This window comes from Saccharicrinis fermentans DSM 9555 = JCM 21142 (genome assembly GCF_000517085.1).
Lineage (GTDB): Bacteria > Bacteroidota > Bacteroidia > Bacteroidales > Marinilabiliaceae > Saccharicrinis > Saccharicrinis fermentans.
Map to the genome: position 1 here is coordinate 1074293 of NZ_KI912107.1, position 14662 is coordinate 1088954.

The 14662-nt window shown below is 36.7% G+C and carries 11 protein-coding genes; 7 read left to right on the forward strand and 4 right to left on the reverse strand.

Annotation, left to right across the window (positions count from 1 at the left end; translation table 11 throughout):
• Nucleotides 1-313: 313 nt before the first annotated feature.
• A complete protein-coding gene (locus CYTFE_RS0104375) occupies nucleotides 314-1798 on the forward strand; it encodes an arylsulfatase (protein ID WP_027470826.1) in 1485 nt (494 codons plus the stop codon).
• A 247-nt stretch (nucleotides 1799-2045) separates the two neighbouring features.
• Nucleotides 2046-3431, forward strand: coding sequence for a sulfatase (locus tag CYTFE_RS0104380; protein WP_044213239.1), 1386 nt, complete (start codon nucleotides 2046-2048; stop codon nucleotides 3429-3431).
• Between the two features lie 21 nt (nucleotides 3432-3452).
• Here the strand turns inward: CYTFE_RS0104380 and CYTFE_RS0104385 are convergent, their stop codons facing one another.
• Complete coding sequence (locus CYTFE_RS0104385) at nucleotides 3453-4673, reverse strand: hypothetical protein (protein ID WP_027470828.1); 1221 nt, start codon at nucleotides 4671-4673, stop codon at nucleotides 3453-3455.
• A 100-nt stretch (nucleotides 4674-4773) separates the two neighbouring features.
• Here CYTFE_RS0104385 and CYTFE_RS24935 point away from each other — a divergent pair, with 100 nt between their 5' ends.
• Nucleotides 4774-7749, forward strand: a complete 2976-nt coding sequence (locus CYTFE_RS24935) for a glycoside hydrolase family 2 protein (protein ID WP_052342985.1) — start codon at nucleotides 4774-4776, stop codon at nucleotides 7747-7749.
• A gap of 372 nt (nucleotides 7750-8121) precedes the next feature.
• Here CYTFE_RS24935 and CYTFE_RS0104395 read toward each other — a convergent pair whose 3' ends face one another.
• Complete coding sequence (locus tag CYTFE_RS0104395; protein WP_027470829.1) at nucleotides 8122-8304, reverse strand: hypothetical protein; 183 nt, start codon at nucleotides 8302-8304, stop codon at nucleotides 8122-8124.
• A 193-nt stretch (nucleotides 8305-8497) separates the two neighbouring features.
• Between CYTFE_RS0104395 and CYTFE_RS31795 the strand changes: the two genes are divergently transcribed.
• On the forward strand, nucleotides 8498-8665 hold the full coding sequence (locus CYTFE_RS31795) for an alpha-L-fucosidase (RefSeq protein ID WP_200871321.1): 168 nt from the start codon (nucleotides 8498-8500) through the stop codon (nucleotides 8663-8665).
• 524 nt (nucleotides 8666-9189) lie between these two features.
• Nucleotides 9190-10620 carry an exonuclease domain-containing protein gene (locus CYTFE_RS0104405; protein ID WP_235208185.1) on the forward strand — a complete coding sequence of 477 codons (1431 nt, stop codon included), beginning with the start codon at nucleotides 9190-9192 and terminating at the stop codon, nucleotides 10618-10620.
• An 89-nt stretch (nucleotides 10621-10709) separates the two neighbouring features.
• Here CYTFE_RS0104405 and CYTFE_RS24940 read toward each other — a convergent pair whose 3' ends face one another.
• Entirely contained in the window at nucleotides 10710-11000 is a 291-nt protein-coding gene (locus CYTFE_RS24940) for a thioesterase family protein (protein ID WP_044262568.1), read from the reverse strand.
• Between the two features lie 251 nt (nucleotides 11001-11251).
• Entirely contained in the window at nucleotides 11252-12829 is a 1578-nt protein-coding gene (locus CYTFE_RS0104415) for a peptide chain release factor 3 (protein WP_027470831.1), read from the reverse strand.
• A gap of 168 nt (nucleotides 12830-12997) precedes the next feature.
• Between CYTFE_RS0104415 and CYTFE_RS0104420 the strand changes: the two genes are divergently transcribed.
• Together CYTFE_RS0104420 and CYTFE_RS24945 are read left to right on the forward strand one after the other, a co-directional pair.
• Complete coding sequence (locus CYTFE_RS0104420) at nucleotides 12998-13855, forward strand: histidinol-phosphatase (RefSeq protein WP_027470832.1); 858 nt, start codon at nucleotides 12998-13000, stop codon at nucleotides 13853-13855.
• A complete protein-coding gene (locus CYTFE_RS24945) occupies nucleotides 13849-14337 on the forward strand; it encodes a GNAT family N-acetyltransferase (RefSeq protein WP_044213219.1) in 489 nt (162 codons plus the stop codon). The genes CYTFE_RS0104420 and CYTFE_RS24945 overlap by 7 nt, the downstream gene beginning before the upstream one ends.
• Nucleotides 14338-14662: the final 325 nt, after the last annotated feature.

Sequence of the window (14662 nt, forward strand, 5' to 3'; positions counted from 1 at the left end):
AATTCAAATTATTATGATATATAATTCTTTTGATATTGTAAGGTGTAGTATATCAATATGATAGTAAAATGAAGTATGACTCTTATTAATTGCATTTTGATTGGCAAGGTGTCTTTGGTAAAGTGTATATCTTTGATCAAATAGCTTGTAGTATATGAGCTTATTTTATTTAATCATAAGCTAAATAAGGTTGTTTGTGAAAAGAATTCTGCGTCAGGATGTAGAATTAGATTTAAGGTATGAAGAGTGGTAGAAATAATCACGAGGAAAAGTTTAGCAAGGCTTTCCTCTATATTAAATAAATAGATATATAATGAGAATAAAAAAAAACATGGTGCATGGAGTTATAGGCCTTTTATTTCTGGGTTTATATTCCTGTAATTCTTCTCAGTCTAAAGAAAAGGCTGTGGTAGAAAATGAAAAAAGTAAACCTAATATTATCTATATTTTAGCAGATGATATGGGATATGGTGATTTAAGTTGTTATGGACAGGAGAAGTTTAAAACCCCCAATCTGGATAAGATGGCGGCACAGGGCTTGAAGTTTACACAACATTATAGCGGGTCTACAGTGTGTGCTCCCTCTCGTTCATCATTATTAACAGGTGAGCATACAGGCCATACTCCGGTGCGTGGGAACCTGGAAGTGAAACCTGAAGGTCAGCATCCAATACCTGCTTCAGCAGTAACCATTGCTGAGGTATTGAAGGAAGCCAACTATGTAACGGGTGCTTTTGGTAAATGGGGTTTAGGTTTTCCTGGATCAGAAGGAGATCCTAATATGCAAGGTTTTGATGAGTTTTATGGATATAACTGCCAGAGAATGGCGCACAGATATTATCCTCCTTACTTGTGGCATAATCAAGAGAAAGTAGCTATGGAAGGTAATGATTGGAAAACGACACAGACTTATGCCCAGGATGAAATTCAAAAGGCCACATTAGATTTTATCGAAGCCAATAAGGATACTTCATTCTTTGCCTATGTGCCTTTGGTATTGCCCCATGCAGAATTGATTTCACCCGATGATACAATTTGGAAAAAATTGGAAAATGCTTTTGACGAAACTCCTTACGAGGCAGCAGAAGGCGGTGACTATGGCGAAAGTTTGAAAATATGGAAGTATGCCTCACAGAAAAAACCTAAAGCGGCTTTTGCTTCTATGATTGTAAGGTCTGATGCTTATGTGGGACAAATTATTGATAAACTTGAAAAACTTGGAATCGCTGATAATACGATTGTTATGTTTTCAAGCGATAATGGTCCTCATCAAGAAGGAGGAGCTGATCCGGATTTCTTTAAAAGTAATGGTCCCTTTAAAGGTTATAAGCGAGATTTGTATGAGGGTGGTATTCGTGCGCCTTTTATTGCCTACTGGCCAGGACATATTAAACCAGGTGTGAGTGACCATGTCTCGGCTTTCTGGGATGTGATGCCCACATTTGCTGAATTGGTCGGGATTTCGTTAAATACACAAACGGATGGTATTTCTTTTTTACCTGAATTAATGGGACGAAGTGATCAACAACAAAAACATCCTTATTTGTATTGGGAGTTTCATGAAAAGGGTGGAAGACAGGCCGTTAGAATGGGTGATTGGAAAGGGGTAGTTTACCATGTAGCTAATCCTGCTGAAACTACTTTTGAGCTGTTCGATTTGAGTAAAGATCCTTCTGAAAGCAACGATGTTGCAGATGAAAATCCTGAGGTAGTGGCCAAAATAAAAGATATTTTGAAGAGTGCTAGAACGGAATCTGATACATTTAAGTTTAAAGGGAGTACTTTAAGTGGACATTAATAGAAAGTTTGTTACGGATACAAATTATTGATTGTGTTAGGGAGGTTGTACTGTTGTTTTTATAGGCGTACTACTTTAATGTAAACTAAGAGACTGTCTCAGAGATAAAAGATATGTAGATGTAATTTATGTAGTGTAAGTTATGTTGGTTGTATGATTTTTTTGAGACAGTCTTTTTTTTATGAATATTGTTATGATAAGAGGATTGGTCATTTTTATAGCATTGGGCTTTTTGTTAACAGCTTGTATGTATAGATCTGATTCAACATCGCTACCCAAAGATTTGCCCAATGTTGTGCTAATAGTGGTGGATGATATGGGTTGGACTGATTGTGGATTTATGGGAAGTGAATACTATGAAACGCCTAATATTGATCAATTAGCCAAAGAAAGTATGGTCTTTACTAATGCGTATGCTGGAGCTGCCAATTGTGCACCTAGTCGGGCAGCATTAATGTCGGGTATGAATTCTCCACGAACAGGTATTTATACGGTTTCTCCATCTGATAGAGGTAATGTAAAAAGCAGAAAGCTGATTCCTATTAAAAACACTGAATTTTTGGCAGATAGTGTTTATACGATGGCCGAAATGTTTAAAGATGCTGGTTATGTGACGGGGCATTTTGGAAAGTGGCATTTGGGAGAAAATCCATGTACACAAGGATTTGATGTTAATGTGGGGGGAGGTCCTAGTGGTCACCCTAAAAGTTATTTTGCACCTTATATATATCCTGATTTGCCTGCTCCTAAAGGAGAGTATCTGACAGACAGACTGACCAATGAAGCAATCACCTTTTTGGAGAATAATAAGAAAAATCCCTTTTTTTTGTATATGCCATTTTATACTGTTCATACACCTATTCAGGGTAAAGAGGCGATTGTCCAAAAGTATAAATCTAAAGCTTCTACTGAAGCACATCATAGAGCTGATTATGCAGCTATGGTGGAGAGTATGGATTATAGTGTAGGTCGTATCTTAAATAAAATAGATAATTTAAAGTTAGATAATACTCTGATTGTATTTACGTCAGATAATGGAGGTATTTTTGCCATCAGTAAGCAATGGCCTTTGAGAGCAGGAAAGGGGGCTTATTATGAAGGAGGCATTCGTGTTCCTTTGACGATAAAGTGGAAGGGGTATATTGAGCCGGGAAAAACGAATGTTCCCGTTTTGAATATGGATTTTTATCCTACCTTTCGCGATATTATTCAGGCTAAGATTCCAGCCAATAAAATCTTTGATGGCGTAAGTTTAAAAGGACTCTTATTGGAAAATAAAGAGTTGGAAGAACGGTCTTTATTTTTTCATTTTCCGGTATATTTACAGGCTTACTCAAAAAAGTCAGGGGTCAATAGAGATCCTCTATTTAGAACGCGACCTGGTACTGCCATGATAAGAGGCGATTGGAAAATGATCTATTATTATGAAGATGAACAGGTTGAGCTTTTTAATTTAAGAGAGGATATAAGTGAGTCCAACAATTTAGCACAGCAGCTTCCTGAGATTGTGAGAGAAATGAAAAAATCAATGGATGACTGGATTGTAGACACAAAAGCTCCGGTACCAAGCCAGCTTAATAGTGATTACGATGAAGCATGGAACCGTAAACAAATAAATAAATACAGACCATAAACTGGTCTAGCTGTTTGCGTGTTATTCAAAGGGAACGATGAGTACTTCTTTCATGTCTAGATTGATCCTTTCTTTTCCTTTGGCTTTATAAATGGCTACAAAATAGGATTTGTCCTTCAGATGTTTTGTAGCGAATGATTTAATAGCGTCTTCGTTAGTGAAGAGTTCAACGGTGCCCATTACGCCAATATCATGGTCAGAAAAGAATAAAAATTGTTCTGTATGGTGGGGACCGGGAATTCTTGCAACTATTGCATAATCTTGATCTGTTTCATTGGTGCTAACTACAAATGAAGTGTCTTTCAATATTGGATGACCAGAGAATTCTATACTGCGATCTTTTACCTTGAAATAGGGATTTCCTTCATTGAATAAATAAGTAAAGTTTTTTTGGTATTTTAACCGGCCTACATAAATTGTATTGTCCTTCTTAATGTCTGAAAAAGAAGTACGGGTGGCATATTTAATTTCAAAATCTCTGCCCCACTTTGTGAAATAACGTGATAAATCATGGGTGGCATTTTCTGCCATCCGTTTGGAATAAAAGTAATCTGTTGGACTGGTTGTTGATATTAATTGGGGCTGTTGCTCTACCATCTCATAATAATCATCCAGACTATTAACGCTAAAATCACGCGTCCATCCGTGTAAGCCAGATATCGTTTTTCCGCCATAGCCAAATGCATCCCCAATAAATAGGTTGGTTGTGTGATTGTTGTTGAAAAAAGCTTTCCAAATTTGGGGCGGTGAATCTGCTAAGTTGTGAAAAATAAGAACGGTAATGAGAATGCTTAGTAGTAGATAAGGTACTGCTTGTACGTACTTTTTATTGATGATGTGCCTTTGTTGTAATCCTTGTTTTTCAAAGCGGAGTCTGTATTGACCTTTGTCAATTTTTAATTGCCATAAATCGTTTATACCTTCTGATAGGTAGTACTTATGTAATTTATTTCTAAGATTAAAAATGTTTACCCTTACCCTAGGGTTGTTTTTGTCTTTGTCTGACTGGCCTCCAAAGAACTCAATGTCTATGATGCCTTCTTTTAATTCACGTTCGTCAATATTGGTTTGTACAAGGTACTTTAGTAAAGCTATGCTAGTTGGGGCATTCTTGAATGTGTTACTTTGGGTAATTTTTTTTGCTAATTCAAGTTTTTTTTCTTTAGAAAGCATAGTTGTAGACTCTTTTAAAGGACTAACTGTTGTTTTTGTTTGTTCTGCGCTGTATGTTATAAAGTGCATTTAAACAGGTACTTGTGTGACGTTAAGAACCGTTATAACTACCGTTAAGGTCATGTTAAAGATAAGTATTTTATTGATTCCATGTAAATTCGTCAGAAGAATGCGTGCGTTAGATAATTTTTATTTGTTTAATATGATTAGTGTTTATATGAGTAAGGTTTGTACTGTGATGGTTTTTAAGTTGATTTTTATATGTCTAAATTTATTTTTCAATGGTTATATGGCACTCGCCACAGTCAATGATGCTCTTGTGAGTGAAACAAATTCCAAGGCTTGGTTCACATCTCAGTTTGTTGTATGTTCTAAGGGAGACCAAATAACTACGGATACAAAGGTTAAATATTTGTCCGGTACAGGTAATGATGATATGGTGGAGTGGGATTTTTATTGTTCAGAAGGTATGAATAGTGGTAAATGGACTAAAATAGGAGTGCCTTCGTGTTGGGAGCAACAGGGTTTTGGGGCATATAATTATGGTAGCGATCCTATGGAGGATCGTGCCAGCGAGTATGGTCTTTACAAACGTAAGTTTATGGTGCCTAAGGAATGGAGGGATAAGGACATTGATATTGTTTTTGAAGGTGTCATGACGGATTGTGAAGTAAAGATAAATGGAAAATCCGCAGGGAGTGTACATCAAGGTGCATTTTATGAGTTTAAATATCCTATCTCTGGTTTGTTAGCGTATGGAACAGAAAATGTTCTTGAGGTAAAAGTGAATAAGGTTTCAGCCAATGAGTCTGTTAATCATGCCGAAAGAGAAGCCGATTTTTGGATATTTGGAGGTATTTATAGGCCAGTGTATTTGACGATTTCACCCAAAGAGAATATAGATCGTGTGGCTATAAATGCCCAAATGAATGGTGAAATTTTTGCTGATGTATGGGTGGATGCGAAAGAAGCGGATCGGTTGGAACTTGCATTGTATGACTTGGATGGGCAAAAGATTCAGGATCTGAAAATAAATTCTTTTGAAAAAAGTAAGTTAAAGTGGAGTGTGAGCGCGCAAGCGAATCATATACTTTCCTGGAATCCAGAGCGCCCTCACCTTTATGTTCTTCAATTTGTTTTGTTAGATAAAGACGGTAGGCCTTTGCATAAAGTAAGTCAACGAATTGGCTTTCGTACTGTTGAAGTGTTGGAGGGTGATGGTATCTATGTGAATGGGCGACGGGTAAAGTTCAAAGGTGTCAATCGGCATTCTTTTCATCCCGTGTCGGGGCGTACTACCTCAAAATCCTGGAGTATTGAACAGGCAACAATGATAAAAGATATGAATATGAATGCTGTTCGTATGGCACATTATCCACCTGATGTTCACTTTTTGGATGTATGCGATTCCTTGGGTTTGTTTGTTATAAATGAAATATGCACTTGGCATAACCCAATACTGGATACAAAAATAGCGCGTAAGATTATTAAAGAAACTGTTGTTAGAGATGTGAATCATCCTTGTATATTGCTTTGGGCCAACGGAAATGAGCAAGGTTGGAATTGTGAAGTCGATGATGATTTTTCCAAATGGGATATTCAAAATAGAGAAGTGATTCATCCTTGGGGAGTTTTTCGGAAGACAAATACAATTCATTATAGCCAGTATCATTCTTTGGTTAATGATGCGTATACCAAAGATAAAATTTTGTTTCCTACTGAATTCTTACACGGTTTATATGATGGTGGTCATGGTGCCGGTTTGCAGGATTATTGGGAAATGATGTGGGATATGCCCTTGAGTGCAGGTGGTTTTCTATGGGATTTTGCAGATGAAGGAATTGTACGAACAGATAAAAACGGAGAAATAGATTTGCAGGGTAATAAGGCGCCTGATGGAATTGTTGGGCCCAATGGAGAAAAGGAAGCTAGTTATTTTACCATTAAGGAAGTGTGGTCACCCCTGTATATAGAGGATCGCTTTATCCGTGAAGATTTTAATGGCCTTTTTAGAATTGAAAACAGATATAGCTATACGAATCTCGGGGAGTGTGATATGACTGCTCAATGGGTGGAGCTTTGTGGTCCGGATGAAATGGCTGGGAACCGCTTATTGTCAGAAACGAAAGTTCAATTACCTAATTTAGCTCCCATGTCAAAAGGGGAGTTTAAAGTAACTATGCCTGATAATTGGCATCTGGCCGATGTATTGTACTTGAAGGCGAGGGATCCGTACGGTAAAGAGATATTCACATGGAGTTATCCTGTCGCTTCTCCCAAAAGAATGAATCGTAAATATATTGATTATTCCACCATTGGCGGCATAAAAACGAATACCAGTCAGCAAGTCATAAAAGTTGAAACTGATAATGTTAGTTATTTGTTTTCTAAAGAAACAGGCTTGTTGAAGGAAGTGAGAAAGGGGGATCGGGTTATCCCACTAAATAATGGACCCCTTATTTTAAATCAAAATGATGAAATTGACTCCCTCGTTGTTACTACTCATAAAGATAGTGTGGTGATTAAAGTGGTGTTTGAAGCATCTGAGTGGATGCCTGTGTGGTCAACTATTCGAGAAAAAAGGTCTGATGTTATTAAATGCACCGTGCATACCAATGGCTTGCTGGACCTCAAGGTTCAATTGAAGGGTTTTAGAAATCTGAAAGCTTATCGGGGTATTACTTTCTCGTTTCCTGAGTCGGAAGTGGCTGGGATGAAATGGTTGGGGGATGGACCGTATCGAGTATGGCGAAATAGAATGAAAGGAACAAGATTTCAGGTGTGGGAAAATGACTATAATAATACGGTTACTGGGGAGTCGGGATTTGTGTATCCTGAGTTTAAAGGATTTTTCTCGAATATCTACTGGTCAAAAATTAAAGGACGTGAAAATAATGGTTTTACGGTTTATTGCCGAACGCCGCATACGTATTTGAGAATGTTAACTCCCCAAAATCCCAAAGGAGATCATAAGGGGCGCGTGAGTCCCTTATTCCCGCAAGGAGATATTTCTTTTGTGATGAATATACCGGCTATCGGTACAAAATTTCAGAATTCCAATACCATGGGACCACATGGTAATTTGGAATACTATTTTGGTAATGATGATGCACCTATGGTGATGGATTTAACTTTTCAATTTTGAATATGGTCTGTATATATTATTTTTCAGTTCCCCCCCCCGTATTCTAAGACAAAAACAAATATAAAGAGCAATATTTTATTAAGAGGCATATCCATATGTATCCACATATGGAGTGCCTCTTCTTACAACAGCAAAAATTCTTGCCAAGATTTTGTTTCTGATAATATTTAGAGTACTCATTACATGCTTCCCTTCGTTAATTCGTTTTTGACAGAGTTGAGTTTACAGTCTCAGACTATCACGTACGGTGCTGTGAGAGGCATGGGGTGAAATTCCCTGTGCCTACTCGACTGTCGCCATGAGTGGTTTCTACTTAATTACGATCACTCCTTCCAATAAACCAGATTCTCCACTATAGTCTCTTGCACTACTCTATACATAGTCTTCTGACTGAAACACTAAACCTTCTCCTATCGGATTATTATGTATGTAGTTTATCTTCTCAAGTAAAATATCTTTGTACTTGTTTCTGGTAAAAACATCTAACCACTCTACTATGGCAAAGCTTACAAAATATACCCCTTGGGGATTATAGAATTTATAATTTCGACTCATGAGTTATATGTTTGGGTTTTGTTTACTACATTAGTAAAAAGTTTGAACTTAACCAACTTGTTTTACTGCCACACATGCGGCATCGGGGGGGTACTACAAATGAGTTTTCGAAAATCTCATAGCTGATAATCAGTTATATATAAATCCAAACTATCAGAAAAAAGTCCTATTTTGCCCAAAAAAAGGCTGAAATTTGTTAAAAACGCTCAGAGGGGTTAAAGATTATACAGCCAGCTGGGAGTCGCTGATGCAACATAAAGCTGCACCAGAATGGTTTGTTGATGCTAAACTTGGTATTTGTTTTCATTGGGGACCTTATAGTGTATCTGCATATGGAAGTGTCTGGTACCCGCACTTTTAGTCGGGAAGGCTTGTTTTAAAGGCTGTCATGATCAGGCTTCGCCGAATTATCATTGTCATAAAAATGTATGCTTTCTTTTTTGGAAAGCCAAAAGCAGGGAAACGTATTTCTATGAGAGCAATTGGAGGGTATAATAGATTTAAATGAATTGGCTACTGTATTTAAATTTGAATTGGAGTAAAAATGAAAGAGCTGTCTTAAATAAATCAAGACAGCTCCTTTATGCCGGCCGCATCAATTAATGGACTATTTAAACTCCTGTATACAGGATTTGAGTGTACATGATCTGCAGTAATCCTCCGTACCACAAATGATAACCCGAAGGTGAGGCCCGCCCTTAGATCAAATAACTTTACTCGGTTTTAATGTAGTGTTGAGTTTAACAATCTAAATAAAACTGATGCGGTTTACCTTTATCAAAACCTTAGAACAAATGTAGGTTAAATATTTATGACTAGCAAGAAATATCAAGGGATTTAGCGCTTTGGGATATCGAAAATTGTAAAATAATTTCGGGTATATTATTGCACTTAATTGTATCTATTCCTTTCTTTGCAGATTATCAGAAATATAGGAACAGTTATATGTATACCATCATTGATATTGAGACAACAGGCGGAAATTTTAAAAATGGTAAAATTACCGAAGTAGCCATTTATCTTCATGATGGGCATAGGGTAGTAGATGAGTTTGTTTCATTAATAAACCCGGAACAGTTTATCCCTCCTTTTATAAGCCAACTAACCGGAATTACCAACCAAATGGTGGTAAATGCTCCTAAATTTTATGAGGTTGCTAAACAAATAGTGGAGATAACCAAAGGGAGCATTTTTGTGGCACACAATGCTTCATTTGATTATGGTTTTATAAAGGCAGAATTTGAAGCCTTGGGATATGATTTTGATAGAGAGACGCTTTGTACGGTGAAATTAAGCCGTAAATTATTGCCAGGTCTTGATTCTTATAGCCTTGGTAATATTTGTACTGCCTATGGAATATCCAATGACGCCCGGCATAGAGCTGCTGGAGACGCTTTGGCTACTGTGCAGTTATTTGAAATTTTATTGGATAAAAATGGAGGGGTCATCCTTCCTATGGAAGGTAGTAAATTATTTTCTGTTAAAGGGTTGCATCCTGATTTTAAAGTGGGTAAGCTTAGTGAATTGCCCCATAAAGTAGGTGTATATTATTTTTACAATGATAAGGGAGACTTAATATATATAGGAAAGAGTAAAGATATAAAAAAGAGGGTGTTAACTCATTTAGGAAATCCCAAGGCCCAAAAAGCCGTGAGGATGAAACAAGAGGTGGTCGATGTGACTTTTGAATTGACCGGAAGTGAGTTAGTAGCGTTGTTGAAGGAGTCTGCTGAAATTAAAAAGAATAAACCGCTTTATAATAAGACCCAAAAGCGCAATAGGATGCATTTTGGATTGTTTTGCTTTAAAGATCGCAAGGGGTATTTACGGTTTCATATCGCACGAAACGATGGACGTGTAAATCCAATTGCTTCTTTTGAATCGGATAAGGCAGCCAGAGATTTTCTTTTTCAAAAGGTAGAGGAGTATACGCTCTGCCAAAAATTAAGTGGCTTATCCAACTCTACGGATGCTTGTTTTCAATATCAAATCAAACAATGTAAAGGCGCTTGTATTCATTTGGAGGCACCTGTGGATTATAACAAGAGAGCGAAAGCCTTTGTTGAAGAATTGGCCTTTGAGTTTAATAACTTTTTAATGGTTGATGTGGGGCGTGATGTGAATGAGAACTCAGTCGTGGTAGTTCAAGATGGTAGGTTTAAGGGGTTTGGTTGGGTTCAAAGTGGTGCAAGTTTTGAATCGTTGGATGATGCCATGACGGTTATTCAATCATATGATGACAATCAAGATGCCAGAATTATTATCCATCGCTATTTAAAGGAAAAAAAGCAAGATGTAAAAGTTTATACTTTTTAAATGGATGTTAATATGTATCTGTTTCTACCAATACTCTTTCATGCGCTCCTATTGCTACAACATCTTCTTCTAGATTAAAGATGACAAAATCAAAAAAAAAGTTTTGTGTCTTCAACAAACTTAAGGTGAACAGAGCAGCTTACCTGATCTCCCGCAGCAACCGGTATTAAATGCTTAATGTTTATTTCGGCGCTTACAGAGGTATAGGTTTCGGGTACATGCGTACTAATCATTTCACAAATAACCCTTTCCATTAAAATAATTAGAGAGGGGGTGGCTGCAAAAGGTACTTTGCTCGTTTGTAATGTTGATGCCAAGTCATTCTCCGAAATATTAAATTTTTTGGAGAGATGTAGTCCGGGTTTTAGTTGTGTATCCATGGTTGTGTTTTTCTCTTTCCTTAGTAATTTATATTATACCCTAATTTGGTAAAAAAGTTAGGAATAAACACATGAATTTACATTTACTTGTTAAATATTTTGGCAAATGCAAATCGTTGATGGTTGATAGTTAGTTACATGAGCTATGTAATAAATATCTTGTTTAGCATAAAAATATTCGAATGTAATTTAAAAACTCATTTATCCGGCCTGAAATATACGCAAATATCTACTTATTTATTTGGACGAATCTAAAACTCACTGGTAAAATGGAATTCAATGTCTTCGAAATTCTGCTGAGCAAGTTGTAGCATATACGATGAATCTGCTAAAAATACATCTCTGCCTTGTTTATCTTTAGCCATATATTGGTTTTTCCTTTTTTTGAAATCGGCTAACTGTGCATCGTTTTCTGATCTTATCCAACAGGCTTTAAACAGGTGGATAGGTTCATATCTGCATTTGGCATTGTATTCGTGATTTAATCGGTGTTCGATAACTTCAAACTGAAGGGCTCCCACGGTACCAATAATCTTACGTCCGTTGAACTGACTGGTGAACAATTGGGCTACTCCTTCGTCCATCAACTGATCAATACCTTTGGCCAGTTGTTTTGATTTCATGGGATCATCGTTTTCGATATAGCGAAATAACTCAGGAGAGAAACTGGGTAAACCTTTGAAATTAATTTTTTCACCTTCGGTAATGGTGTCGCCAATAATAAAGTTGCCAGAGTCTGGTAAGCCTACAATGTCTCCGGGATAAGCCTTGTCTATAATTGATTTTTTTTCAGCCATGAATGCAGTAGGACTGGAAAATTTAAAATTCTTGCCTTGACGTACATGTAGGTAGTTTTTGTTTCTTTCAAAAGTGCCAGAGCATATTTTTACAAAGGCAATTCTGTTTCGGTGATTGGGATCCATGTTGGCATGTATTTTAAATACAAAGCCCGTAAATTTGTCTTCGTTGGGTGCAATGGTCCTGGTATCTGTAGTGGAGGGTTGTGGTTTGGGGGCTATCTCTATAAAACAATTTAATAGTTCATTCACACCAAAATTGTTCAAGGCACTACCAAAAAATACAGGAGCCAACTCTCCATGTAAGTAATCGTCAACTGCAAACTCGGGATAAACACCCTCTACTAATTCCAACTCTTCACGTAATAACCCGGCAGGCTCTTCTCCAATAATATTTTCTAATGCAGGATTGTTAATGTCATCAAATGCAATGCTTTCTTCTACAGTTTGTTTGCTGGCTTCAAAGAGGTTTAGGTTATGCTCAAAAAGATTGTAAACACCTTGAAATGATGTTCCGTTTCCTATGGGCCAACTTAATGGACGAACTTTAATTTTTAGCTCTTCTTCCACTTCGTCCAATAGATCAAAAGGATCTTTACTAGGTCGATCCATTTTATTGATGAAAACCATTACAGGTGTATTTCGCATTCTACATACTTCCATCAATTTACGGGTTTGATTTTCAACTCCCTTGGCTGCATCAACAACAATGATTACGCTATCAACGGCTGTGAGAGTCCTGAATGTATCTTCTGCAAAGTCCTGGTGACCGGGTGTGTCCAGAATATTTACTTTGTGATCCTTGTATTCAAATCCCATAACAGAAGTTGCTACGGAGATACCTCTTTGCTTTTCAATCTCCATAAAATCGGATGTGGCGGTTTTTTTGATTTTGTTAGATTTTACAGCACCGGCCACATGAATTGCACCTCCAAAAAGAAGTAGCTTCTCGGTTAAAGTGGTCTTACCCGCATCGGGGTGACTGATAATAGCAAATGTTCTTCTACGTTGTATCTCTTCAATAAAACCCATAATATCCTTTTGTAAAAACGAGCGCAAAGTTAATCAATGTATAGTTAATATCGTTGGTATGTATAAAACTTTTTTAACGCAATGTTTTTTGGGAAATACTCGGTCTAAAGTTTGATTTACGTAAAAAATGTTTGATTTTTGATGCTTAATTAAAAATGACTTTGTGTAATGGGGTGGACTAATTATCATGGACATTGCAATTATTGTGATGGTAACGGGCAAATAGAAGCATATATTCAGCAGGCTATCAAATACAAAATGAAAGCCATTGGTATATCATCGCATGCTCCTGTTCCTTTTGAGTGCTTTTGGACAATGAAGGCCAATGAGCTGGGTAATTATTTGAACGAAATAGCGAAACTAAAGTTTAAGTATCAGTCAGAAATAAATGTTTTAACTGGTCTTGAAATAGATTATATACCGCACATTACTGGACCGGATGCTGACTTTTTAAAAAGTATTAACCTGGATTATAAAATTGGCTCAATTCATTTTGTCGATCATTTTGACAATGGTACACCCTGGGCCGTGGATGGTAGTTTTTACGATTTTAAGGATGGACTAGATAAGATATTTAAAGGGGACGTTAAGGCACTTGTGCAACGTTTTTTTCAGCTGAGTAGAGAAATGATTCGAACGCAACATTTTGATATAATTGGACATTTCGATAAAATTAAAATGCACAATGTTACAGCGCCTCAATTTGATGAAAATGATGACTGGTATTTGAAGGAGATAGATGATACTTTGAATTGTATTGCTCAAAAGAATATCATCGTTGAAATCAATACCAAATCATACGAGCGTAATGGCTTATTATTTCCTGGAGTGGAAATCTTTCCTTTGCTATTGGAGAAAGGAATACCTGTTACCATTAATAGTGATGCTCACTATCCCGAAAAATTAGAGGTGGGGTATGCATTTGTGGCCGAAGCACTGAGTGCCGTTGGTTTTAAAGTTTTGAAAGAATGGGTCAATGGAGCGTGGTGTGATGTTGAATTTAATAAACAGGGATTACTATGGTAAATGAATTTAAACCTTTTGAACTGGTTAAGGTCGACTTAAGTGTGAAAGAACATCAATGTGCTTTGTTGCATTTAATGAATGACTATATGTTGGATGATATGGGATTAAATACCTCATTATCGGAAGAGTTAGGGCATCGGATAATCAAGGGCTTAAGTGTGCAAAGTAATTATCTTGGTTTTTTGCTGAAAGATGCGAACCAATATTTGGGCTTGGCTAACTGTTTCGTCGGATTCTCTACTTTTAAGGCACAGCCTTTAATCAATATCCATGATTTTATTATATCGCCTCATTGCAGAAGGAAGGGAGCAGGAAAAGCGCTGCTAAATTTGATCTCTCAATACGGTAGCCAATATAACTATTGTAAGATTACACTTGAGGTTCGCTATGATAATGTGAAAGCACAAAACCTTTATAAAAAAATAGGTTTTAAAGAATGCAATCCTCCTATGCATTTTTGGCAAAAAGAAATCCAAAATTAAAACATTGCTTCTTGACGCAAGTAAGAAATATAAATATGATAACTGAATAAAAGTGTATTTTTTAATGCGCTTTTATTGTATGATTTGATAAACTCTTATATATTTGCGGTTAATGTTGTCAAAATTCAGATGACAGTTCCTGATTTTTCGGTCTTATTTCTGATTATAAACTTGCCAATAATGAGTCTGTAAACCAATTGTAGTAAGGTTTTTATTTGTCTTTATCAATGGTTTATGAAACTATTTGCATTGGGTTTCGTAATAAAATCAGCAATTTGACCAAAAGATATTGGGAGGTCAATAAACAACCGGAAGTGTTTTGTTG

What these genes read in the sequence shown, in the direction of transcription:
- CYTFE_RS24940 (WP_044262568.1), bottom strand. Translation starts at nt 11,000, where the DNA reads ATGGATACACAACTAAAACCCGGACTACATCTCTCCAAAAAATTTAAT.
- CYTFE_RS0104395 (WP_027470829.1), bottom strand. Translation starts at nt 8,304, where the DNA reads ATGAGTCGAAATTATAAATTCTATAATCCCCAAGGGGTATATTTTGTA.
- CYTFE_RS0104415 (WP_027470831.1), bottom strand. Translation starts at nt 12,829, where the DNA reads ATGGGTTTTATTGAAGAGATACAACGTAGAAGAACATTTGCTATTATC.
- CYTFE_RS0104420 (WP_027470832.1), top strand. Translation starts at nt 12,998, where the DNA reads ATGGGGTGGACTAATTATCATGGACATTGCAATTATTGTGATGGTAAC.
- CYTFE_RS0104385 (WP_027470828.1), bottom strand. Translation starts at nt 4,673, where the DNA reads ATGCACTTTATAACATACAGCGCAGAACAAACAAAAACAACAGTTAGT.
- CYTFE_RS24935 (WP_052342985.1), top strand. Translation starts at nt 4,774, where the DNA reads ATGCGTGCGTTAGATAATTTTTATTTGTTTAATATGATTAGTGTTTAT.
- CYTFE_RS24945 (WP_044213219.1), top strand. Translation starts at nt 13,849, where the DNA reads ATGGTAAATGAATTTAAACCTTTTGAACTGGTTAAGGTCGACTTAAGT.
- CYTFE_RS0104380 (WP_044213239.1), top strand. Translation starts at nt 2,046, where the DNA reads ATGTATAGATCTGATTCAACATCGCTACCCAAAGATTTGCCCAATGTT.
- CYTFE_RS0104375 (WP_027470826.1), top strand. Translation starts at nt 314, where the DNA reads ATGAGAATAAAAAAAAACATGGTGCATGGAGTTATAGGCCTTTTATTT.